The sequence below is a fragment of the Agrobacterium genomosp. 13 str. CFBP 6927 genome (genome assembly GCA_900012615.1).
In the GTDB taxonomy this organism is placed as follows: domain Bacteria; phylum Pseudomonadota; class Alphaproteobacteria; order Rhizobiales; family Rhizobiaceae; genus Agrobacterium.
The window spans coordinates 1,342,448-1,364,480 of the sequence record LT009757.1; the positions used below are offsets into that span (position 1 = coordinate 1,342,448).

At 59.6% G+C, this 22,033-nt stretch carries 21 protein-coding genes; 11 read left to right on the forward strand and 10 right to left on the reverse strand.

Annotated elements, in window-relative coordinates:
* Positions 1–223: 223 nt before the first annotated feature.
* Positions 224–2,560, forward strand: coding sequence for a glucose/quinate/shikimate family membrane-bound PQQ-dependent dehydrogenase (locus tag AGR13A_RS20510; protein ID WP_080839040.1), 2,337 nt, complete (start codon positions 224–226; stop codon positions 2,558–2,560).
* Between the two features lie 76 nt (positions 2,561–2,636).
* Here AGR13A_RS20510 and AGR13A_RS20515 read toward each other — a convergent pair whose 3' ends face one another.
* Positions 2,637–3,137, reverse strand: a complete 501-nt coding sequence (locus tag AGR13A_RS20515) for a YciE/YciF ferroxidase family protein (protein ID WP_035223572.1) — start codon at positions 3,135–3,137, stop codon at positions 2,637–2,639.
* Between the two features lie 168 nt (positions 3,138–3,305).
* Here AGR13A_RS20515 and AGR13A_RS20520 point away from each other — a divergent pair, with 168 nt between their 5' ends.
* Complete coding sequence (locus tag AGR13A_RS20520) at positions 3,306–3,791, forward strand: MgtC/SapB family protein (protein ID WP_003498468.1); 486 nt, start codon at positions 3,306–3,308, stop codon at positions 3,789–3,791.
* A gap of 7 nt (positions 3,792–3,798) precedes the next feature.
* Here the strand turns inward: AGR13A_RS20520 and AGR13A_RS20525 are convergent, their stop codons facing one another.
* From AGR13A_RS20525 to AGR13A_RS20550, 6 genes are read right to left on the reverse strand one after another with little or no spacing between them, the layout of a single operon-like run.
* On the reverse strand, positions 3,799–5,025 hold the full coding sequence (locus tag AGR13A_RS20525; RefSeq protein WP_080839042.1) for an NAD(P)/FAD-dependent oxidoreductase: 1,227 nt from the start codon (positions 5,023–5,025) through the stop codon (positions 3,799–3,801).
* A 19-nt stretch (positions 5,026–5,044) separates the two neighbouring features.
* Positions 5,045–5,455 (reverse strand): TIGR02588 family protein, encoded by a 411-nt coding sequence (locus AGR13A_RS20530; protein ID WP_080839044.1) that lies wholly within the window; start codon positions 5,453–5,455, stop codon positions 5,045–5,047.
* A 7-nt stretch (positions 5,456–5,462) separates the two neighbouring features.
* Positions 5,463–6,320: a TIGR02587 family membrane protein gene (locus AGR13A_RS20535; protein ID WP_080839046.1), complete on the reverse strand. Its 858-nt coding sequence runs from the start codon at positions 6,318–6,320 to the stop codon at positions 5,463–5,465.
* A gap of 52 nt (positions 6,321–6,372) precedes the next feature.
* Positions 6,373–6,813, reverse strand: a complete 441-nt coding sequence (locus AGR13A_RS20540) for a PPC domain-containing DNA-binding protein (protein ID WP_080839048.1) — start codon at positions 6,811–6,813, stop codon at positions 6,373–6,375.
* Between the two features lie 57 nt (positions 6,814–6,870).
* Positions 6,871–7,431, reverse strand: a complete 561-nt coding sequence (locus tag AGR13A_RS20545) for a DJ-1/PfpI/YhbO family deglycase/protease (protein WP_080839050.1) — start codon at positions 7,429–7,431, stop codon at positions 6,871–6,873.
* 18 nt (positions 7,432–7,449) lie between these two features.
* Positions 7,450–7,671 carry a hypothetical protein gene (locus AGR13A_RS20550; RefSeq protein ID WP_080839052.1) on the reverse strand — a complete coding sequence of 74 codons (222 nt, stop codon included), beginning with the start codon at positions 7,669–7,671 and terminating at the stop codon, positions 7,450–7,452.
* 290 nt (positions 7,672–7,961) lie between these two features.
* On the opposite strand from AGR13A_RS20550, the gene AGR13A_RS20555 reads away from it, so the two are divergent.
* Genes AGR13A_RS20555 through AGR13A_RS20565 form a run of 3 tightly spaced genes read left to right on the forward strand, consistent with a single transcriptional unit; the run spans position 7,962 to position 11,723 of the window.
* On the forward strand, positions 7,962–8,792 hold the full coding sequence (locus AGR13A_RS20555) for an N-formylglutamate amidohydrolase (RefSeq protein WP_080839054.1): 831 nt from the start codon (positions 7,962–7,964) through the stop codon (positions 8,790–8,792).
* Positions 8,789–10,666 carry a flavohemoglobin expression-modulating QEGLA motif protein gene (locus AGR13A_RS20560; protein WP_080839056.1) on the forward strand — a complete coding sequence of 626 codons (1,878 nt, stop codon included), beginning with the start codon at positions 8,789–8,791 and terminating at the stop codon, positions 10,664–10,666. The genes AGR13A_RS20555 and AGR13A_RS20560 overlap by 4 nt, the downstream gene beginning before the upstream one ends.
* Before the next feature lie 10 nt (positions 10,667–10,676).
* The gene (locus AGR13A_RS20565) at positions 10,677–11,723 is read left to right on the forward strand and encodes a glutathione synthase (protein ID WP_080839059.1); all 1,047 of its coding nucleotides are present in this window, start codon (positions 10,677–10,679) and stop codon (positions 11,721–11,723) included.
* Positions 11,724–11,725: 2 nt separating this feature from the next.
* Here AGR13A_RS20565 and AGR13A_RS20570 read toward each other — a convergent pair whose 3' ends face one another.
* Both AGR13A_RS20570 and AGR13A_RS20575 read right to left on the reverse strand, forming a co-directional pair.
* Complete coding sequence (locus tag AGR13A_RS20570) at positions 11,726–12,748, reverse strand: NAD-dependent epimerase (RefSeq protein ID WP_080839062.1); 1,023 nt, start codon at positions 12,746–12,748, stop codon at positions 11,726–11,728.
* 86 nt (positions 12,749–12,834) lie between these two features.
* Positions 12,835–14,166 carry a UDP-glucose dehydrogenase family protein gene (locus AGR13A_RS20575; protein WP_035223552.1) on the reverse strand — a complete coding sequence of 444 codons (1,332 nt, stop codon included), beginning with the start codon at positions 14,164–14,166 and terminating at the stop codon, positions 12,835–12,837.
* Positions 14,167–14,548: 382 nt separating this feature from the next.
* Here AGR13A_RS20575 and AGR13A_RS20580 point away from each other — a divergent pair, with 382 nt between their 5' ends.
* Entirely contained in the window at positions 14,549–15,436 is an 888-nt protein-coding gene (locus AGR13A_RS20580; protein WP_003522518.1) for a DMT family transporter, read from the forward strand.
* A 104-nt stretch (positions 15,437–15,540) separates the two neighbouring features.
* Positions 15,541–16,521, forward strand: coding sequence for a glutathione S-transferase family protein (locus AGR13A_RS20585; protein WP_080839064.1), 981 nt, complete (start codon positions 15,541–15,543; stop codon positions 16,519–16,521).
* Positions 16,522–16,533: 12 nt separating this feature from the next.
* Here AGR13A_RS20585 and AGR13A_RS20590 read toward each other — a convergent pair whose 3' ends face one another.
* A complete protein-coding gene (locus tag AGR13A_RS20590; protein ID WP_080839066.1) occupies positions 16,534–17,436 on the reverse strand; it encodes a LysR family transcriptional regulator in 903 nt (300 codons plus the stop codon).
* A 202-nt stretch (positions 17,437–17,638) separates the two neighbouring features.
* On the opposite strand from AGR13A_RS20590, the gene amaB reads away from it, so the two are divergent.
* The 4 genes from amaB to AGR13A_RS20610 all read left to right on the forward strand — a co-directional run bounded on the left by amaB (position 17,639) and on the right by AGR13A_RS20610 (position 21,994).
* Positions 17,639–19,168: an L-piperidine-6-carboxylate dehydrogenase gene (gene amaB / locus AGR13A_RS20595; protein WP_080840374.1), complete on the forward strand. Its 1,530-nt coding sequence runs from the start codon at positions 17,639–17,641 to the stop codon at positions 19,166–19,168.
* Positions 19,169–19,409: 241 nt separating this feature from the next.
* Positions 19,410–20,363, forward strand: a complete 954-nt coding sequence (locus AGR13A_RS20600; protein WP_080839068.1) for an aliphatic sulfonate ABC transporter substrate-binding protein — start codon at positions 19,410–19,412, stop codon at positions 20,361–20,363.
* A gap of 21 nt (positions 20,364–20,384) precedes the next feature.
* Positions 20,385–21,164 (forward strand): ABC transporter permease subunit, encoded by a 780-nt coding sequence (locus AGR13A_RS20605; protein ID WP_080839070.1) that lies wholly within the window; start codon positions 20,385–20,387, stop codon positions 21,162–21,164.
* Positions 21,165–21,172: 8 nt separating this feature from the next.
* Complete coding sequence (locus AGR13A_RS20610) at positions 21,173–21,994, forward strand: ABC transporter ATP-binding protein (protein ID WP_080839072.1); 822 nt, start codon at positions 21,173–21,175, stop codon at positions 21,992–21,994.
* Positions 21,995–22,033 lie beyond the last annotated feature (39 nt).

Genomic DNA, 22,033 nt, shown 5'->3' on the forward strand with positions numbered 1-22,033 from the left:
TGGTTTGGGCCGTCGTCGAATATTCGGTTTTCGAGCCTGATGAGAACCGGCCGCAAAATTCCCAAACGGAGACCTCACCTGCCCCGCAGGGCTCAACCGGAGCGTCGCAAAATCCATGACCACCATGCCGTGAAATTTTTCACGACAAATGAATGGTTTGTATGGAACCAGATCGCACCCGATTTCATTTCACGCAAAGTGACAGGAATCGGGGGTTTCATTCATGGCAGTCACCGTCACTGCGGTTATTCTCTCGCTGATCGGCCTTGCGCTGTTCGGTTTCGGCTCTCAGCTCGTCATGCTGGGCGGGAGTTTTTATTATGTCCTTTCCGGGCTGGCCTTCCTGTTGACGGCCATCCTGCTCTTCAAGCGCAATCGTGCAGCGCTGCACGTCTATGCCGTCTTCATCGTCGCGACCCTTGCCTGGGCCGTTTGGGAAGTCGGCTTCGACTGGTGGCAGCTCGGTCCGCGTGGCGGCATCATTATTCTCATCGGCCTCTGGCTTCTGGTGCCCTGGGTCAGAAAACCACTTGGTTTTGCGAGCCCGACAGGCTTGCGTTACGGCCCCAATGCATGGCCGCTTGGACTATCGGTTCTCGCCTCCATAGCGGTGGCCGGATATTCCATGGCGCAGGATCCGCATGACAATCCGGGTTCCCTGCCACAGGAGACCGCGTCTGCGGCGCCCGTCTATGGCGGCAATGTGCCTGACGGTGACTGGCATCAATATGGTCGCACCCCCTATGGCCAGCGTTATTCGCCGCTGACCCAGGTCAATGTCGACAACGTCTCGCAGCTCAAGGAAGCCTGGCGTTACCAGACGGGCGACGTGAAGCTACCCGATGACGTGGGTGAGACGACCTATCAGGTCACGCCGCTCAAGGTTGGCAACACGCTTTACATCTGCACGCCGCATAATTGGGCGATTGCCATCGATGCCGCCACCGGCAAGGAAAAGTGGAAATACGACCCGAATGTCGGCCTCAATCCGGACCGCCAGCACCAGACCTGCCGCGGCGTTTCCTATTATGCCGAGCCCAACGCCGCGCAGGGAACGGCCTGCGCCGAGCGCGTCTATCTGCCGACCTCCGATGCGCGGCTGATCGCACTCGATGCCGCAACCGGTCAGGTCTGCACGTCCTTTGCCGATCAGGGTGTCCTGCATCTTGAGCAGGGCATGAAATACAATCCCGCCGGTTATTATTATTCGACCTCGCCGCCGGTCATCGCCGCTGGCAAGATCATCATCGGCGGCGCGGTGAACGACAACTATTCCACGCAGGAACAGTCCGGCGTCATCCGTGCTTTCGATGTGAACAGCGGCGCCTTGATCTGGAACTGGGATTCCGGCAATCCGGAAAAGACCGAGCCGATTGCGGCAGGCGAGACCTATACGACCAACTCGCCGAACAGCTGGTCCGTTTTAAGTTATGACGAAGGTCTTGGCCTTGTCTACGTACCGCTCGGCAACCAGGTGCCGGATCAGCTCGGCATGGGCCGCAGCGAGAATGTGGAGAAATATTCCTCCTCCATCGTCGCGCTCGATATCAATACCGGCAAGGATCGCTGGGTGCGGCAGACAGTTCACCACGACCTGTGGGACATGGATGTTCCGGCCCAGCCGGTGCTTCTTGACATCACCAAGGACGGCCAGAGCGTTCCGGCGCTCGTCGGTCCCACCAAGCAGGGCGATATCTACGTTCTCGACCGGCGTACCGGCGAACCGCTTCTGCCGATCACGGAAGAACCGGCGCCGGGCGGTGCTATTCCTGAAGACTTCACGTCGCCGACGCAGCCGACGACGGCGCTGTCATTCAAGCCGGAGCCGCTGAAGGAAAAGGACATGTGGGGTGTCTCCATGTTCGACCAGCTCGCCTGCCGTATCCGCTTCCATCAATTGAACTATAAGGGCCGTTACACGCCGCCGTCGCTGACGGGTTCGATCATCTATCCCGGCAATTTCGGCACGTTCAACTGGGGCAGCGTGGCGGTCGATCCTGAACGTCAGGTCATGTTCGGCATGCCGACCTATCTCGCCTTCACCTCGAAGCTGGTTCCGCGTGACCAGATTCCGCCGAAGGGTCAGGACGAGAAGGGCAGCGAGCAGGGCTTGAACCGTAATGATGGCGCGCCCTATGGCGTCTTCATGGGGCCGTTTCTCGGTCCGTTGAAAATCCCCTGCCAGGCGCCGCCATGGGGATATGTTGCAGGTGCTGACCTTCGCACCGGCGATATCGCTTACAAGCACAAGAACGGCACGGTCTACGACATGACACCGCTGCCACTGCCCTTCAAGGTCGGTGTGCCGGGCATTGGCGGGCCGATGATCACCAAGGGTGGCGTGGCCTTCCTCGGTGCGGCGGTCGATGACTATCTGCGGGCCTACGACCTCACCACCGGCAAGCAGCTCTGGGAAGCGCGTCTGCCGGCCGGTGGCCAGGCAACGCCGATGACCTATGCTCTGGAGGGCGGCAAGCAATATGTCGTGATGGTTGCGGGGGGGCACGGCTCGGTGGGAACCAAACCGGGCGACTATGTGATTGCCTATACCCTGCCGTAGAACGGGCAGCCCTTAAGCACATAAAAAACCGGAATGGATGACCATTCCGGTTTTTTAATTGTGCGGCTGAAACCTGTCATGCCGCTTTCTTCTGGGCCGCCGCATTGATCGAGGTCTTGGCAAGCGATGTCAGCGCATCGTCTGTTTTCGTTTCTTCCTTGAGCGTGGCGTCCAGCAGGGAAACGACATTGGCGTGTCCCAGCTTTTCAGCCCACGCCTTCAGGGTGCCGTAACGCGCGATCTCATAATGTTCGACCGCCTGGGCCGACGAAATGAGACCGGCATCGAGAGCTGCCGTGCCCTTGAAGTCTTCCATAATCTCTTCGCCCTCGGCGATGATGCCCTGGATAGCTTCGCAGGTCTTGCCCTGCGCCCGCTTGCCGATCATTTCGAACACTTCCTGCAGGCGTTCGATCTGTCCCTGCGTTTCTTCCCTGTGCTTTTCAAAGGCCTGTTTCAGCTTGGTATCGGTTGCTGCCCGCGCCATCTTCGGCAGGGCTTTGAGAATCTGCCTTTCGGCGTAATAGATATCCTTCAACGTGTCGTAAAACAGGTCGTCGAGTTTCTTCTCGGCCATTGGTCCTTCTCCCATGTGTGAAAGTGCGTGGCGTGCGCCCGCACGGGAGACAAACCCTTCGCAGCTCCCATGGTTCCGGCTCCGTTGCGCGCAACATTTATATTGCTGCAGGGAACCAACAGGCTTTCCCTAACTTACTGTGCTGAAATTTCGGGAGGAGACACGACTGTGCCCCAAAGCCTTGCAGAAGAATTTTCCATGAATATCTCCATTCCCTTCGAGGTGCTGGTGGTGCGCGTTTTTGGTGCGGTCATCCTGTGCGGCCTGATCGGTCTGGAGCGCGAATTTCACAAGAATACTGCCGGTCTTCGCACCAATATGCTGATCGGTCTTGCAGCGGTCACTTTCTGCGTCATCACCATCCATATGATGGAGACGATGGCGGAGGGTCATGAGGCCGCGCGGCTCGATCCCATCCGGTTGGTGGAGGCCGTGACGGCGGGCATCGCCTTTCTGGCGGCAGGTGTGGTCGTCTATACCAGGGGCGATGTCAAAGGTCTGACGACGGGGGCAAGCATGTGGCTCTCCGCGGCGATCGGCCTTGCCGCCGGTCTCGGCATGTGGCCGCTGGCCATTGTTGCCGCCGGCATCGGCATCGTCGTCTTGTGGACGCTGCGCCGCATACAGGTGGTGGCGGGCATCAAGGACGAATGAACGGCGATCAATCGAACCGGAAGAGATCGGCGTCAGGATCCTTGCCGCCATTGACGGCGGCAGCGATTATCTCGGCGGCGATCTGGCTGAAGGTGATGCCGTTACCCCCGAAGCCCATGACGGCGTAGACGTTCCTCATGCCGGGAACCGCGCCGATCAGCGGCAGGCCGGTGGTGGTGGTACCGAAGGCCGCCGCCCAGCGATATTCCGGCTCTCCGATGTCGATACCAAGGAGACTTTCTATCTTACGCCGGATTGCATCCTGTTTGGCAAAGAGCTTTCCTTCAGAAAGGTACGATGTCGGGCTTTCCTCATCCTCGCCCCCTGCGATCAGGCGTCCGTCACGGTCGGTACGCAGGTAGAGATAGGGATCGGAAGCCTCCCAGACGATATGGCTTTTCAGCCAGTCCGGCAGATCGATGCCCTTCCTGCTCGCCAGCGCCCAGGTGGAGATGATCTGATGTTTCGGGCTTTCCAGCGACTTCAGGAATTCGTATCCGGTGCAGAAAACGACATTGCGGGCGGAAAGGATCTTGCCCTGTGCGGTGGCGACGACCACCTCGTCACCGAGGTTTCTGAGATCGGTGATTTCCAGATGGGACACGATTTCCGCACCGGCGCCCGACGTGTGGCGCAAAAGGCCGGCCGTCAGCTGTGCGGGATTGGCGGAGGCCGAAATATCGCTAAGGATAGCCCCAGTCCGATCGATGGCGTAGTCGCTCCTCAATTCGGCGGGGCCAAGGAAGCGCGCCGCAATCCCTGCTTCTTCCCGGGCTGCCGCTTCAGCCTTCAGCGCGCGCGACCCCATTTCGTCGCCGGCGAGATAAAGCGCCTGCTTGCGCGCCATGCTGCAGGATATGCCGAGCGAGGAAACGATTTCCTCAAGACGCAGGACGGCCCGCGCCGAGCGTTGCCACGCCCGATCCGCAGCGTCCCTACCGATCATCTTTCTGAGTTCAGTCAGAGGTGTGTCGATCTCGTGTTGAATCATCGCGGTGCTGGCGACGCTGCTGCCCATTACCGGGTCACGCCGGTCGACGATCAGCATCGACTGGCCCGGCCTGTGCAACGCATGGGCCACAAGCGCGCCGCTGATGCCGGCACCCACCACGATCGTGTCATAATGGTTGGCTTCCGGGGTCTTTCCGCTGCGAATGCCGATGCGGGGCGTATCGGCCCACAGGGGTTTTGATTCCCTGAGGTCCCGTTCCTTCGTCAGTTCCGATGTGGGCATGAAAGTGTCCTGAAAGGTCTCACGGCTCGGTATAGCCGGCGACGTTGATGATGAGTGTTCCGTTTTGGGGATTGTTTCGGAAGAAGAGCGTGCCGGTGTCGCGGGATTCCGAGGCGACATAATCGAATGTCACGTCGGCGCTTTCCAGCGTGGCGGCATTTTGCTGCAGGTCGCCGCGCACATGCACCTGCGCCGCCGTCGTCATGGAGAGGTTGCGAATGTCGAAACTCACCCGGTACTGTCCCGCCTGTGCCTCGACGTCCGTGACGGCAAACTCGAAACGGGCCTTGTCCGGCTTGTAGCGATAGATGTCATAGCCGATCCAGCCGAGCATCGCGACGACAAGAAGCGTACAGACGGCGCCCGTCAGCCACTCCACCCAATGCGGCTTGGGGCTTTCAACATGTTTGCGGCCCTTCGATATGGTCATTTTTTCCTCACAGGATCAGCCGGGCAGAGGCTGCGCCGATCGAAGCGGGAACACCGAGAATGACGGCGGCATTCATGATCTGCGACAGCGAGGTATGGTCGAGACGTTCGAAGGTCCAGAGCGTGTAGATACTGATGGCAATGGCGATGACATAACCGGGCAGGGTGAAGCGCAGGAAGGACTGCCACCATTCCTGCCCCTCGTGCACTTGGTGCGACCCCTTGAAATGAAGCGCATAAACGAAGCCGTGCATGATCGCGATCGAGACCAGGCAAAGCGCCAGAATGTGATAGGGAGTTACTTTGTAGGCAATCAGGATCATTTCTTCCGTCGGGGCGACATTGAGGCTGAGAAAAAGCGCGCCGACCATCATCATGAAGAGTTCGTGCAGATAACCCGTCTCGCCGGAATATTCGCCATCGTCCTCATCCTCGGTGTCGGAATGTTCGCCGAGCTGGCTGCGGCCAAGCAGCGCCCCGATGCTGGCGGGCACGGATTGCAGGGCGATTTTGGCGATGAGATTTGAGGTGGTGAGCTGATCGTTCAAAATGCCGAACAGCAAAAGCACGGCGGCGCTGACGGCAATGCCCAGCCCATAGGCCGTTATCGCGTCGCGTAGCGCCTGTGTCCGGGAATGAATATTTTCAAAGCCGATGCGGCGGGCGAGCAGGAAAAGCAGCGGCAGGTTGAGGATGCAAAGCAGCAGAAGCCGCCAGGAATTGATGTAAAGGCCTAGAAACCACATTTCCATGGTCATCAGCATGGGCAGGGCAAACAGCAGTGCGCCTGCCGTTCCACGTGCCAGACCGATCAGAAATTGCCTGACTTCATCACTATCCGCATCTTTTCGTGTGATTGCCGCCATTCGTCCCCCTGCATGAAGAGATAACGCAGTGGCGTTTTTCCGGTTCCGTTGGTTATTTTGCGGGATCGATGAGTGCTATGCCGAATTCGCGGCGGTAACTGCGCCGCAACTCCGCCGGTGTCTCGCGAATGACGACTTCGAGCGTCGGGCGCACCACCCCCTTCAGGAAATGGCCGCCTTTCGTAGAACCGTCGGCAAAGCCCAGCACAACGTGCAGGTGCGGATTTGGCGTGTCGTTTTCGTCAAGCGTAATATCGCCAAGCAGGCTCAGAACCTCGCTCTGCTCCGTCACGGGAATTTCCTTATATTCGCGCGTCGAAAGGTCGAAAAAAGCGAGCGTCGCAGTTGAAAAGGCACCTATCGCTGTTACCGACGCAGCGTTGATGTTTTCCGATTTTGCGAAGCGGCGGATCGCCTCGAATGCCTCTTCCTCCGGGTCGATGACAAGAATGAAGGTACGTTCGGCACCCGTGGCCAGCAATCTACTTTTCATGGATGTCTCCCAATAAAAGTGCCGCCGGCAAGCGGCGGCACAGGAATGTCGTGGGCCTCAGGCGGCACCGCGTTCGTGGCGGCCTTCCTCTACCTCCTCGACGATTTTCGCAACGAAGGCATCGAGGTCTTCCGGGCTGCGGGACGTGATGATGCCCTTGTCCGTCACCACCTTTTCGTCTTTCCAGTTGGCGCCGGCGTTTTTCAGGTCGGTCTTGATCGACCAGTAGGAAGTGGCGTTACGGCCGCGCAGGGCATCCGCTTCAACGAGAAGCCAGGGGGCGTGGCAAATCGCAGCCACGACCTTGCCGGACTTGACGAAATCGCGAACGACGCGCATCGCATCCTCGTCGTGGCGCAGGACGTCCGGATTGATCTGGCCGCCTGGAAGAACCAGCGCATCGAAGTCATCCGATTTGACACTTCCGGCGGAAAGATCAACGGCAATGCTGTCGCCCCAGTCCTTTTTATCCCAGCTCCTGATCTCGCCTTCCTTGATTGAGGCGATCTTGACGTCCGCACCCTTTGCCTTCAACTGGTCATAGGGCACGCGCAGTTCGGAGCGCTCATAGCCGTCCGTTGCGAGAATGAGGATCTTTGCAGCGTTGATGGCAGTCATATCTGTCTCCTGATGGGTTCAATCATCCTTGTCGGAATTCACGGAAGGGAGGAAAAATTCCACGTCCTTCAGGCGTTCCTCGTCGAGATTTTCGATGTTGGTCTGCCAAAATCTCTCCGCTTCCGCCGGTTCGTCTTTCCATTGGCGCACGAAGGTCTTGGTGTCGTCGATCATGACCTGGCGGGTTCCGCCGAGCCGCAGATATTCTTCCGCAAGTTTACGCGTTTCGGTCTTTTCCATGTCGCGGCTCCTTATGCGTGGAAAGCGGGGGACGGAGGGACGCCGGATGGGTAAGAAGCTCGGCTGCCGTTTCGTTGGCCACCGGGAGAAAACGGAAAAATCCCGATGTTCTTCAGCGCCATCGCGTCCGTTTGACACGGCGGCCCTCCTGCCAGAACAACGTGGGCTTTCCTATATGGTTCCCATGTTTTGAAGGGGTGTCATTGCCGGGGCCAAATACATCGCGCGCAATTTTTCCCGGAACAAACGGGCCAGTCCCGCTGTTTTACTCCCGATGCAGGGGAGGCAGCATGGCAGCCGGACAGAGCGAAGACGAATACCGCGGCAATAACGAAAACAAGGGTTTCTGGTCGATCGACTTCGGCAATTCGCCCGTCATCGGCACGGCCATTCATGACGGTCACCGCATCCGTCCCGATATAGTCGGTCTTATGGCGCTTTCCCCGGACAAGCGGCTGCGGGAAGAAGATCCTTTTACCGGCGCGATGATCGCAGGGATGACGAACCGTATCGTCGTTCACCATTCGCGTTTTGAAATCGATCTCAACCGCGCTGCCGATCAGGCGATCTATTTAAAGCCGGAGCAATCCTGGGGCTTGGAGGTCTGGAACGGGCAGCCGCCCGAAGACGCGCTTCGCCAATCGCTCGATTTTCATGCCGACTATTATACGATGCTTGAAGCGGTGCTTTCTACGGTTGAGCGCCGGCATGGCGCTTTCGTGGTGCTGGACGTGCATAGCTATAATCATCGCCGGCAGGGCGCTGCCGCGCCGCCAACGGCGCAGGCGGAAGCGCCCGATATCAATATTGGCACCTATTCCATGGATCGCAGCCGCTGGAACGACATCGTCAGTGCGGTGGGCCGTCATTTTGCATCCGCGACCATTGGTGGGCGCCGCCTCGATGTGCGCGAGAATGTGGCCTTTCAGGGCAAAGGAGAGCAGACCCGCTTCATTCATGAGCGCTTTGCGGAGAATGGCTGCGCCATCGCGATCGAATTCAAGAAATTCTTCATGGATGAGTGGACGGGGGAGGCGGATGCGCGCGCGGTGGCGGATATTCGCGACACGATTGCAGCACTTCAGCCGGTTATTGAAGAATGTCTGAGATCGCGGCGATGAATATATCCTCCGCCCGCAATGCGCCGTCCCCCATCACCGATCTGGTCGATGATGTCGTGTCGTGCCTCGAGGCCGGCAAGGCCGTCCGCCGCGATGTCGGAAAAGATGGCCGTCTGCATATCGACCGGCCGCTGCCGTTCCTCTGCCTGCATCTGACGGGCGGCACGAAAGACCTCGCCGCGCGCGATATCGCCGCTGCCCATGCATCCTATCTCATCGCCTCCACCATTCAGGAGGCTGCGCCTCTGATCGAGGCCGTGGGCGCCGCCATGCGGCAGCGTTTCGGCGCTTTCATGGTGATTGATATCGGCGAGCTGGAGCATGATATTCTTCTGGCCGACGATTCCCCCTTCCTGCCGCATTATGAAGTTTCCGTCTCCGCCACGGCTGAGCCGGAAACGCAAAAGGCGCGCCGCGTCTTCATCAAGGCGGTTTGTGATGCCGAGGTGCGGTTTCGCACGCCGCGCATTACCCGGCCGGAACCGGATGCCGATCCGATCCTCAGGTTTCAGAATGCCGGGCTGGATTTTCCCTGCATCAGCGTGCGTTTTGCGCCGATCTATCGTCAACCGGAATCCGGAGCGGATTATCCTGGTCTGCGCGAAACGATGATCGCCGATCTTTTCGATGCCGGTTTGCAGGCTTTCTCGTCATTTGCTTCCGGCATGGACGCCCTCAAGGTCACCAGCCACCGGGCGCTCGGCCGCAAGGCCTTCGTCGATGCGGTCAGACGTGCGGATCGTTCGATCGACGACATTGTCTCTTCCTTCGATTTTCTTCTGTCCGTCACGCCGATCAATGCTCGCCGGGCCTTCGAGGAGTTCCGCGATGGCAGCTTTCAATATGCGCCGCGCCTGCTCTACCGGCCGCTCGGCGTCGATGTCGAGGAGCAGAAACGCAAGCTCTATTCGGTCGTTTTCGATCATCTGGAAGACCCGGTGCTTTATCACCTCTACCGGGAAAAACAGCGGGAGATCGATCTGCAGCTGACGATGCTTGCAAGCCTGCACCATCGTACCTTCACCGATTTTTCACGCGCCCTGTATGGCGCCGTGGAACCCGCACTTCTGACGCTGGCGCTTGGTGTGCTCAAGGATTGTCCGCGAAAGGAAGAAGACGGCGAAATCGCCATGGTCGATTGTTACGCGGTCGCCAAAAAATCGCGGGAGATGGTCGAGACCTATCTGGCGGAGGATACGGAATTCAAGGCGCGCGTCGAAATCCGTGACGACCTGCCGCCGGGCCTGATGGTGACGGGCGAGAAACTTCTGATTTCCCGCCACACCGTCATGGAACAGCGCCGTGTCGAGGCGTTGCTGTCGCATGAGATCGGCGTGCATCTTCTCACCTATTTCAACGGCTCGTTTCAGGGGTTGCGGCTCTTTCGCACCGGCCTTTCCGGTTATGAGGGCGTGCAGGAGGGGCTGGCGGTGCTGGCGGAACATCTGGCCGGCGGCATGACGCGTGAGCGCCTGCGGCTGATCGCCGGCCGCGTTATTGGCTGCGCCGCCATGCTGGATGGGGCAAGCTTCGTCGAGACCTTCCGCATCATGACCCGCGATCACGGTTTCGATGAGGCCGGGGCCTTCAACATGGTGCTGCGTATCTATCGCGGCGGCGGTCTTTCCAAGGATGCGATCTATCTGCGCGGGCTGGTGGAGGTGCTGGAGCATCTGCGCAGGGGCGGGGCGCTCGATCCGTTCTGGATGGGCAAGATCGCCGCCGCCCATTTTCCGGTGATGCAGGAGCTGGCCCTGCGCGGCCTGCTTCGTCCGCCGGCTGTCAGGCCCGCATTTCTGCTGCCCGCCCGGGCCAATGAGCGGCTGGAAAAAATACGGGCGGGATTATCCATTGCCGAACTGGCGACATTATAGGAGGGGCTTCATGCGTATCGCATTTTTCGTCAATTCCATCGAAACCGAGGGACCGAACTACGCGACCGGCCTGCTTGCCATGGCGGCGCTCAATCGCGGCCACGAGGTGGTCTATCTGACGCCCGGCGATTTCACCTTGCGCTCGGACGACAGCCTGACCATCCATGCCACCGTGCTGCCGAAGGCGAAATACAAGAAATCGGATGCGTTTCATGCTGCCCTGCAGGACAAGGCGCTGGAACGGCGGACCATGGATGTCGAGGAAATCGATGCGTTGATGCTGCGCAACGACCCCTCTCTCGACCAGACCACACGGCCATGGGCGGTGCATGCCGGCATCCTGTTCGGGCGGCTTGCCGAACAGCGTGGCGTCGTGGTTCTGAACGATCCCGAAGGTCTGGCGCTGGCGCAGAACAAGCTTTATTTCCAGAGCTTTCCTGAAATCGTCCGCCCGACCACGATCATTTCGCGCAATGTCGAGGAAATCCGCGCCTTTGCCGACGCGCACCCCAAGGGCGTCATCGTCAAGCCGCTGCAGGGCTCCGGCGGCAAGAATGTCTTCAAGATCGGCTCCAGCAAGGAGGCCAATCTCAACCAGATTTTCGAGGCGGTGAGCCTCGAAGGTTATCTGATCGCGCAGGCCTATCTGCCGGCCGCCAAGGATGGTGACATCCGCTTCTTCATGATGAATGGCCGCCCGCTGATGCGCGACGGTCAATATGCCGCCCTGCGCCGCGTGCCGGCGAAAGGCGATCTGCGCTCCAACATTCACGCCAAGGGCACCGCCGAGGCGGTGAAAGTGACGGACGAAATCGTGGCGCTTGCCGATATGATGCGGCCGAAGCTGGTGGAAGACGGCATGTTCCTTGTCGGGCTGGATATCGTTGGCGACAAGATACTGGAAGTGAACGTGTTTTCCCCGGGTGGCCTTTCCAATATCCGCGATCTCACGGAGATGGATTTCAGCGACACGATCATTGAGGCCGTCGAAACCAAGATCACCATGCAGAGCGCTTCCGGCGGCACCATCTCCAACCGCCTGCTGGCGACGCTGTGAGGTTATTCCCGTAATTCGGCCGGGTGCATCTCGCGATACCAGGCGACGAGGGCCTTGATGCCCTCCTCGACCGGGGTTTGCGGCACGTAGCCGGTCAATGCCCTCAGAAGATCGGGCGAGGCGAAGGTACGGGGAACATCACCCTGCTGCATCGGCAGCATGTTGCGGATCGCGGGTTTCCCGACCGCCTTTTCGACCGTCTCGACGAAATGCATCAGCTCCACCGGCTGGCCGCCGCCGATATTGACCACGCGGAAGGGCGCGTGGTGCGACAACGTGTCGGTGACGCCTTCCTGCGTGACGCGGTTTTCCTCGGATGGGATGACCGTGCTCAGCCGGATGATGCCCTCCACCAGATCGTCTATATAGGTGAAATCGCGGCTCATATTGCCTTGCCCGTAAATATCGATCGGCCGGCCGTTGGAAACGGCATCGACGAATTTGATGGGCGCCATGTCCGGCCGTCCCCACGGGCCGTAGACCGTGAAGAAGCGGAAGGCGGTGGTGGGCAGCTTGTGCAGATGGGCATAGCTATGCGCCATCAGCTCCATCGATTTTTTGGTGGCGGCGTAAAGCGTCATCGGCTCGTCGGCCTTGTCGCTTTCCGCGAAGGGGATTTTCTCGTTGGCGCCGTAGATGGAAGAAGTAGACGCCAGCATCAGGTGTTTGACCTCAAGGCTTCTCGCGAGCTCCAGCATGTTGAACGAGCCGATGAGATTGGAATCGACATAGGCGCGCGGGTTTTCAAGGCTGTAACGGACGCCTGCCTGTGCGGCGAGGTGGATGATGATCTCAGGTTCGGCGGCTTCTGCCGCGCGCTTTAGCGCATCCGTATCTTCCAGCATGCCGATTTCGGCCCGGAAGCCGTTGGAGCGGGAAAGAATGGCGTGGCGTTTTTCCTTGAGGCTGACATCGTAATATTTCGTCATGCCGTCGAAACCGGTCACGAAATGGCCGGCGTCCAACAGTCGCTTCGCAACATAAAAGCCGATGAAGCCAGCCGTGCCGGTAACCAGATAACGCATGATGATTATATCCCGAATCCGTTGGTGCGTTTGCGGTCTGACCGAAGCGCAGAAAACCTTTTAATGAAATGGCGAAAACGAAACCTCTATGCGCCCTTGTCGGAACCGCCTTCATGCGGACGGCCGACTGCGGCATAGATGAAACCATGCGCGGCGACCTCATCCGTGCGGTAGATATTGCGCAGGTCCACCAGCACCGGATGTTTCATGATCGCTTTCAGGCGCGGCAGGTCGAGCGCGCGGAACTGGTTCCATTCCGTCACGATCACCACGGCGTCGGCATCTTCCGCCGCCTCGTAAGGGCCGGCCGCGTATTCGATGTCTTCCATCAGATGGCGGGCATTCGCCATGCCTTCCGGATCGTAACCGACCACTTTCGCACCGCCGTCCTGCAGGGTCTGGATGATGGCGATTGCCGGGCTGTCGCGCATGTCGTCGGTATTCGGCTTGAAGGTGAGGCCGAGCACGGCGATCTTCTTGCCGCGCACATCGCCGCCCATCGCATTGATGACCTTGCGGCCCATGGCGCGCTTGCGGTTGTCGTTGATGGCGATGGTGGTTTCGATCAGCCGCACCGGCGCATCATAGTCCTGCGCGGTCTTGGCGAGCGCCAGCGTGTCCTTCGGGAAACAGGAGCCGCCATAACCGGGGCCTGCATGCAGGAATTTCGAACCGATACGGCCATCGAGACCGATGCCGCGCGAGACGTCCTGCACATTGGCGCCGACCTTTTCGCAGAGGTCAGCCATTTCGTTGATGAAGGTAATCTTCATCGCCAGAAAGGCGTTGGCGGCATATTTGATCAGTTCGGAAGCGCGTCTTGTGGTGAAGAGCAGCGGCGACTGGTTGAGATAGAGCGGGCGGTAAACCTCGGTCATGACGGGGCGGGCGCGCTCGTCCGAAAGGCCGACGACGATGCGGTCCGGCCGCTTGAAATCCTCGATGGCGGCCCCTTCGCGCAGGAATTCCGGATTGGAGACAACCGCAAAATCGGCCGAGGGGTTTTCCTCGTGGATGATACGCTCCACCTCGTCGCCAGTGCCGACGGGAACCGTGGATTTGGTGACGATGACCGTGAAGCCATCAAGTGAATGGGCGATCTCTTTTGCCGCTGCATAGACATAACCAAGATCGGCATGGCCATCGCCGCGCCGCGAGGGCGTGCCGACCGCGATGAAGACGACATCGGCATTGGCAACGGCTGCGGAAAGATCGGTGGTGAAGCTCAACCGGCCAGCCTTGGCATTGTTGGCGACGATGGTCTCCAGACCCGGTTCGAAGATCGGAATATGGCCGTTTTTCAGGGCCTCTATCTTCTCCGGCATCTTGTCGACGCAGACCACGTCATGGCCGAAATCGGCAAAACACGCGCCGGACACAAGGCCGACATAACCCGAACCGATCATCACAATCCGCATTCTTTTTCCTTTCGGTTAGCGAGGCCATGGTAACGCAGCAATATCAGCCGGGGAAATCGGCGGATGAAAATCGCACGATAATATTTAGCCGCCTTCACGCCCGCCGCCAAGCGCCACGATCAACACCGGCTAACCTCTTTCCATGACGGTGATGTGATGGCCATGGCGGGACAAATTTGCCGCACCTTGCAGCCATTTTCATCGGTTGGGTTCAATCGGGCAATTTTGCCGTTTTTCCGGCTTGCACTCATAGGTAGCCGGGTCTAGCCATAGGGTGAGGATCAAATCTGCCAGACTGTCTGTCCCTTGAAGGGGCGTCCGGGTCGCGTTCCACGCGGCCGGGGGATGCTTTGCATTGCGGTCGGTGTTTGGGGACGTTCAAATGCAAAAGGGTTTTCTGCTCGGTCTGTTCGCTTATGCGACCTTTTCCATGGGCGATGCCACCATCAAGTCGCTTGGATCGCAGATCAGCGTTTTCGAAATCGGCTTCTTCAGCATTCTATTTTCCGGCATTTTCATTTTCTTCAGCAAGCCGCGCGAGGAAAGGTGGCGTGAATTCTGGCGCATGAGCCGGCCCTTCGCCGTGCACGGGCGCGCCATCTCCGGCCTTTTCGCGGGTATTTTCGGCATCTATGCCTTCACCACCATTCCACTGGCGGAAGCCTATGCGCTGATCTTCCTGTCGCCGCTCTTCGTGACCGTACTTTCCGCCGTCGTGCTGAAGGAGAATATCGGCCCATGGCGCTGGGCGGCGGTTCTGGCGGGTATCGTCGGCGTGATCCTTGTCGTGCGGCCGGGCTTCAAGACGCTGGAGCTCGGGCATTTTGCCGCGATCGGCGTCGCCTTCCTGGCGGCAATGACCATCGTTTTGCTGCGCTCGCTTGCGGGCAAGGAAAAGCGCACCTCGATCATGGGCGTGCTGCTGATCTACGGCCTCACCTTCAACGGCATTGCCTCCATCCCCGAATTCGTGATGCCCAATCTGCACCAGCTATTGGCCTTCGCCTTCATCGGCCTTTGCACGGCAACGGGGCAGATCACCCTTCTGGTCGCAACCCGCATTGCGCCGGCAAGCCAGATCGCGCCGTCGCATTATTCGCAAATCCTCTGGGCCGTGGCGATCGGCATGGCTTTCTTCCATGAATATCCGGATGCGGTCGCCGTGCTTGGTCTGGCCGTTATCGCCGCATCGGGGCTGCTGACGATGATCCGCGAAAAGGTGAGGCTCGGCACCGTGCGCTGGAACCCGTTTTTCCGCAATCGGCTTTGAACTCACCCTTGATCGGAAACAGTGCGTCAACCGAAGCGCGGCTTGTGAAGCGGCGGCAACCCGGCCCATAAGGCTTTCATCTTTAGATGAACGGGGAGCCGCAAATGCTCGTGGATGGAAAATGGACCGCCGAATGGCATCCGGTGCAGGCAACCGACAAGAAAGGCGGCTTCGTTCGCCAGACCTCCGGTTTCCGCAACTGGGTAACGCCTGATGGTTCGGCAGGGCCAACGGGCGAGGGCGGTTTTGCGGCCGAAAGCGGCCGTTATCATCTTTACGTCGCGCTGATCTGCCCCTGGGCATCGCGCACGCTGATCGGCCGAAAGCTGAAGAAGCTGGAAGAGGTGATTTCTGTTTCCGTTGTCGAGCCCGCCCTTTCCGACGAGGGCTGGAAATTCGGCGACTATCCGGGCGCGGATAGTGATACGCTCAACGGCTTCACCTATATGCATGAGGTCTATACCAGCGCGGATCCGCACTATACCGGCCGCGCCACCGTGCCCGTGCTTTGGGACAAAAAGACGAAAACCATCGTCAATAACGAATCCGCCGATATTCTGCGCATGCTGAATTCCGGTTTCGGCGCTCTGGCCGATAATGGCGTGGACCTCTATCCGGAAGCTTTGCGCGATGAGATCGACGCTCTCAATGACCACATCTATCCGCGCCTCAACAACGGCGTTTACCGGACCGGTTTCGCCACCACGCAGGTCGCTTATGAAGAGGCCTTCGCCGATGTGTTTGCGACGCTTCAGGAGCTCGAAAGCCGCCTCGTCTCAGGCGGACCTTTCCTTTTCGGCGATCACCTGACCGAAACGGATGTCCGGCTCTTCGTGACGCTGGTGCGTTTCGATGCCGCCTATTATGGCCTGTTCAAATGCAATCTTCGCCGTATCGCCGATTACCCCGCCCTTCAGGCCTATATGATGCGGGTGCTAACCATTCCGGGCGTGCGCGACACGGTAAATATCGACCATATCAAGCGCGGTTATTATTCCATCAAGGCGCTCAACCCGACCCGAATCGTGCCCGTCGGTCCCGATCTTCCTGGGCTGTATGACGTTTCTCTCCGCCCATCGAACTGATCGGATGACGGATTACACCGGCTTGCCGACCTGATCGAGCAGCCAGGCCTGAAAGGCGCGGGCCAGCGCATTGTCCTGCCGTCCTTCGGGCAGGGCCACGTAATAGCTCTTGTCAGTCTGCAGGGGAATGTCGAAGACGATTTCGAGGCGGCCGGAGGCAAGTTCCGCCTCGATGAGATATTTCGGCAGAAGGGCAAAACCGATGCCGCTTGCGGCGGCCTCGATGATCATCGAGAACTGGTCGAAACGGCTTCCCTGATAAGCATTCTCGGCGGTCACCCCGTTCATCTCCAGCCATTCCGTCCATAATTTCGGCCGCGTCGTCACATGCAGGAGCGGCTGCCCGGTCAGATCCTGCGGCTGGTTCACGCCAGCGCGGCGCAGCAGGGCGGGGCTTGCGACCGGCACGATCACCTCGTTGCACAAAAATGTGCAGGTACCATGCGCCCAGACCGGTTGGCCGTAGTGAATGGCGAGGTCGAACCCTTCCTCGTCGAAGTCGAAGGGATGCGAGCGCGAGCCGATGGTTATCGTTATTTCCGGATTGACGTCGATGAAGCGGTGGAGGCGCGGCATCAGCCAGCGGCTGCCGAATGTCGGCAATGTCGCGACGGAAAGCGATGCGTGCGATGTTCCGGCTGAAACCGCGCGCACCATCAGCTGCTCGGATTGCTGCAACAGGCGCCGCACATCCGGCAGGAATTTACGCCCCGCCTCCGAAAGCACGACCCGCCTGCGGATGCGCTCGAAAAGCTGCATTCCGGTCTGCGCTTCCAGTTCGCCGATCTGCCGGCTCACCGCGCTCTGCGTGAGGTTGAGTTCTTCCGCCGCACGCGTAAAATTGCCGTGCCGTGCCGCGCATTCGAACGCCTGCAGGGTAACGATGTCAGGGACCAGTCTTCTGCGCGGATCCATTCCATTCTCGCATCAACTTACCCGCTTTCCTCATTGGAAAAGGGTCATTATGGCCATATATGATTACGGGAAAGAATGGAACGGTGCAAAACGCCAGTTTCACATAACGAATGGCAAATTCGGGGAAAGAAGAGTGACGGGAGTTGAAAGCGCCGTATCGAAATGGCCTTTCCTCCCCTTTTAAGCCAAAAGGACGATGGACATGGATGCGACCACGAAGCTCGACGTGAAACAGGAAGCCGCGGCTCTGCTCGACAGGATGGGCGTTGCCCGCGATCTCTATAGCGGCGGCGATATGGCCTCCTTCAGCCCGGTGACGGGTGAACAGGTCGCGAGCCTGAAGACCGTTTCGGTCGAGGGTGTCGCAGCCGTGATCGACCGGGCCGATGCCGCCTTCAAGGTATGGCGCAATGTGCCGGCGCCCCGTCGCGGTGAACTGATCCGGCTGCTCGGCGAAGAACTGCGCGCCTTCAAGGCCGATCTCGGCCGTCTCGTCTCGCTGGAAGCGGGCAAGGTGCCCTCCGAGGGCCTCGGCGAAGTGCAGGAAATGATCGATATCTGCGATTTCGCGGTCGGCCTTTCCCGCCAGCTTTATGGTCTCACCATCGCCACCGAACGCCCCGGCCATCGCATGATGGAAACCTGGCATCCGCTCGGCGTCGTCGGCGTCATCTCCGCCTTCAACTTCCCGGTCGCGGTGTGGTCGTGGAATGCGGCGCTTGCCATCGTCTGCGGTAATTCGGTGGTCTGGAAGCCTTCTGAAAAGACGCCGCTCACGGCGCTTGCCGTGCAGGGCATCTTCGAGCGCGCCGCCGCCCGTTTCGGCGATGCGCCGGAAGGCCTTTCGCAGCTTCTGATCGGCGACCGCGCCGTGGGTGAAGCTCTGGTAGACAATCCCAAAGTGCCGCTCGTTTCGGCCACCGGCTCCACCCGCATGGGCCGCGATGTCGGCCCGCGTCTGGCGAAACGCTTCGCCCGCGCCATTCTGGAACTCGGCGGCAACAATGCCGGCATCGTCTGCCCTTCGGCTGATCTCGACATGGCGCTGCGCGCCATCGCCTTCGGCGCCATGGGCACGGCCGGCCAGCGCTGCACCACGCTGCGCCGTCTCTTCGTGCATGACAGCGTTTATGACCAGCTCGTGCCGCGCCTGAAAAAGGCCTATGCCTCCGTTTCCGTCGGCAACCCGCTGGAAACCTCCGCACTCGTCGGCCCGCTGGTCGACAAGGCGGCTTTCGACGGCATGCAGAAGGCCCTCGAAGCGGCGAAAGCCCATGATGGCGTGGTGAATGGCGGCGGCCGCGTGGATACGGGTGCGCCGGATGCCTATTACGTCAAGCCGGCGCTTGTCGAAATGCCGAAGCAGGCGGGGCCTGTGCTGGAAGAAACCTTCGCGCCGATCCTCTACGTGATGAAATACAGCGATCTCGATCAGGCGATAGACGACCATAACGCTGTCGCTGCTGGTCTTTCCTCATCGATCTTCACCCGCGACATGCAGGAATCCGAACGGTTCCTGTCATCGGAAGGCTCCGATTGCGGCATTGCCAACGTCAACATCGGCACCTCGGGTGCGGAAATCGGTGGTGCCTTTGGCGGTGAGAAGGAAACCGGCGGCGGCCGTGAATCCGGTTCGGATGCGTGGAAGGCCTATATGCGCCGCGCCACCAACACCATCAACTACTCCAAGGCGCTGCCGCTGGCGCAGGGCGTTTCGTTCGATATCGAATAATCGCGTCCTCGATAGAGAAATTGATCCATCATGCCGGCGCGGCTCCATCTGCGCCGGCATTTCTATTCGATAGGTCGGACGAGGGTGTCCGCGACGATTTGCGGAAAAGAGGCTTTTGCGCGAAATTTTATTCCCGCAATATTGCTGATATTGAATTATCGTCTCTCTATCGTTTTAATCGAAAACCCTAGCATTGCTCCATATCGCAACCCGGCAAGAGCGCCGGTGATAAGGAGATGAAATGCCAGCCGTCACCCGCCGCGCCCTTTCCGCCAGCATTCTTGTTGCCGCTGCTTTATCCGTTCTGCCTTTTCAGGCCCAGGCGGCGGAAGAGCTGAAGATCGGTTATCAGAAAACCGGCCTGCCGGTGATAGCCCGCCAGCAGGGCGTCATCGAAAAGGCGCTTGGGGCCAAGGGCGTGAAGGTTTCCTGGGTCGAATTCACCGCTGGTCCGCCGCTGGTGGAAGCCCTGAATGTAGGCTCCATCAATGTCGGCTGGACGGGGGATGCGCCGCCGATCTTCGGGCAGGCGGCAGGTTCAGCCATCGTTTATGTCGCGGCCCTTCCTTCGAACGGCAAGGGTGAGGCGATCTTCACCAAGCCTGAAAGCGGCATCAAGTCGGTTGCCGATCTCAAGGGCAAGAAGGTCGGCGTCGGCAAGGGCACCAGCGCGCATAATCTGCTGGTGGCGGCAATTGAGAAGAATGGCCTGAAATTCAGCGATATCGAGGTGGTCTATCTCAGCCCTGCCGATGCCGCGGCAGCTTTCGCCAGCGACAAGATCGACGCCTGGGCCGTCTGGGATCCGTTCTATGCGATTGCCGAAACCCGCTACAAGCCGGTCACTCTGGCCCGCACCAGCGATGTGCTTGCCGTCAGCACCTATTTCCTCGCCAATCGCGATTACGCCAAATCCAATGCGGATACGATCAACATCACCATCGATGCTCTGGGCGAGGCGGCGAAATGGTCCGCCGCCAACCGCGACAAGGTCGCCGCAGCTTTGCATGAAGTGACGGGCGTGCCGCTGGAGGCGCAGACGCTGGCCGCGAACCGCTCTGAATTCGGCGTTACCAAGATCGACGACAAGATCGTCGCCAGCCAGCAGGAAACCGCCGACCGCTTTTATCGCCTCGGCCTGATCCCGAAACAGATCAGCATCAAGGATGCCGTCTGGTCTGGCGCGACGAACTGAGCAAGAGCCGGAGGCTTCGCCATGAGCATCAGAAGGCGCATTGAGGTTGGAAGCATCACGGGCTGGCTGCTTCCCGCCATCATTCTTGCAGGCTGGGAAGCGGCCTCCCGCATAGGGCTTATTTCAGGAAATGTCCTTCCAGCCCCTTCCGCCGTTGCGGAAGCCTTCTGGCGGCTTCTGCTTTCGGGGGAACTCATTGCCAATATCGGCGTGAGTTCTGCCCGTGCGCTTGTGGGATTCGCCATTGGCGGCTCTATCGGCTTCATCTTCGGCCTGGCCAATGGCCTCTCCAAATTTTCCCGCAGCTTCACCGATACGACGCTGCAGATGATCCGCAACATTCCGCATCTGGCGCTCATTCCGCTGGTCATCCTGTGGTTCGGCATCGATGAGGAGGCGAAGCTTTTCCTCGTCGCGCTCGGCGTGTTTTTCCCGATCTACATCAACACGCTGCTCGGCATTCAGGGTGTCGATCCGCAACTGGTTGAGATGGGCCGCACCTATGGCATGTCGCCCTTCACGCTGTTCCGGCGGGTCATTCTGCCCGGCGCGCTGCCCGCCATTTTCACCGGCCTGCGTTATGCGCTCGGCATCATGTGGCTGACGCTGATCGTCGCCGAAACCATCTCTTCCTCGTCCGGTCTCGGCTATATGGCCATGCAGGCGCGCGAGTTCCTGCTGATCGACGTCGTGGTTCTGTCGATCCTTATCTATGCGCTTCTCGGCAAGCTGGCCGACAGTTTCGCCCGCTTCCTCGAAAGCATCTTCCTGCAATGGCATCCAGCCTTCAAGAAAGTCTGAGGTAACCCATGTCGACCGGCAATGTGACGACGCTGAGACGCTCGGATGCCCCGCCATCCCTCCCGTCCCAAGGGAAAATCGAACAACGCGAGAAGACGACAGAAGGCAAGGTCGCCTTCAGCTTCCGCAATGTGGCGAAGAGCTTCGGTGACAAACCGGTGCTGCGCGGCATTGATCTCGACGTGCGGGAAGGCGAGTTTCTGGCCATCATCGGCAAGAGCGGCTGCGGCAAGAGCACGCTCCTGCGTATTCTGGCCGGCCTCGACACGCCGACCACCGGAACCGTCTCGAAGGATGCATCGAGCCGCACCCGCATGATGTTTCAGGAGCCGCGTCTTCTGCCTTGGGAGAGAATAGCGAATAATGTCTCCGTGGGCCTGACGGGTATTGCCAAAGGTGAGGCGGCACAGGAGCAGGCGCTTACCATTCTCGATGAGGTCGGTCTGAAAGACCGGGCTGGCGAATGGCCCTATGTGCTTTCCGGCGGCCAGAAGCAGCGCGTTGCCCTGGCGCGCGCGCTGGTGGCCCATCCGCAAATCCTGGCGCTGGACGAACCGCTTGGCGCGCTCGATGCGCTCACCCGCATTGAAATGCAGCTTCTGCTGGAGCGCATCTGGCGCAAGCAGAAATTCACCGCCGTTCTGGTTACCCATGATGTTTCGGAAGCTGTCGCCCTTGCCGACCGTATTGTCGTCATCGACGAAGGACGTATCGCGCTTGATCTGGATGTGAAGCTGCCGCGCCCGCGCCGCCACGGCACTGCCGAATTCGCGCGGCTGGAGGAGCAGGTCCTGAACCAGCTTTTCGGGCGTGGCGAGATTAGCGGATAAGAATTGACCGGCAGGGCCAAGACCCTGCCGGACCATATT